This window comes from Bacteroides sp. 51, assembly GCF_010500965.1.
Classification (GTDB): domain Bacteria; phylum Bacteroidota; class Bacteroidia; order Bacteroidales; family Bacteroidaceae; genus Bacteroides.
Map to the genome: position 1 here is coordinate 1 of NZ_QVMI01000155.1, position 334 is coordinate 334.

Annotated in this window: 1 protein-coding gene; it reads left to right on the plus strand. The window is 29.3% G+C overall.

Annotation, left to right across the window (positions count from 1 at the left end):
• Positions 1-52: 52 nt before the first annotated feature.
• Positions 53-262, plus strand: a complete 210-nt coding sequence (locus tag D0T87_RS23915; protein WP_163178688.1) for a hypothetical protein — start codon at positions 53-55, stop codon at positions 260-262.
• Positions 263-334: the final 72 nt, after the last annotated feature.

Here is a 334-nt window from a genome sequence, read left to right on the forward strand (position 1 = left end):
AGCCTTTTCAATATGCCATAATTACTTGTTATACTAAACTAGCATTACTAAGATGAAACAGCCTTCTGTAAATATAAAAAACAAACGTGCAAGTTTCGATTATGAATTTATTTTAGGAGAAAGAATAAAAAGCGAAAAAAAAGAAATTAAAAAAAAAAAAATAATCCTTACGGAATCGGGTAAGATGGGATTGGCAAAGACTTGTTATGACAATTACTGCAAAGAATACAGTAGCTTGTTAGGAGAAGAATATAAAGGATAAAACGTTGACCAAATGTAGAAACGATGGAGAAAAATATAATCTATATGGAAGATTGTTTGACAGGTATGGATA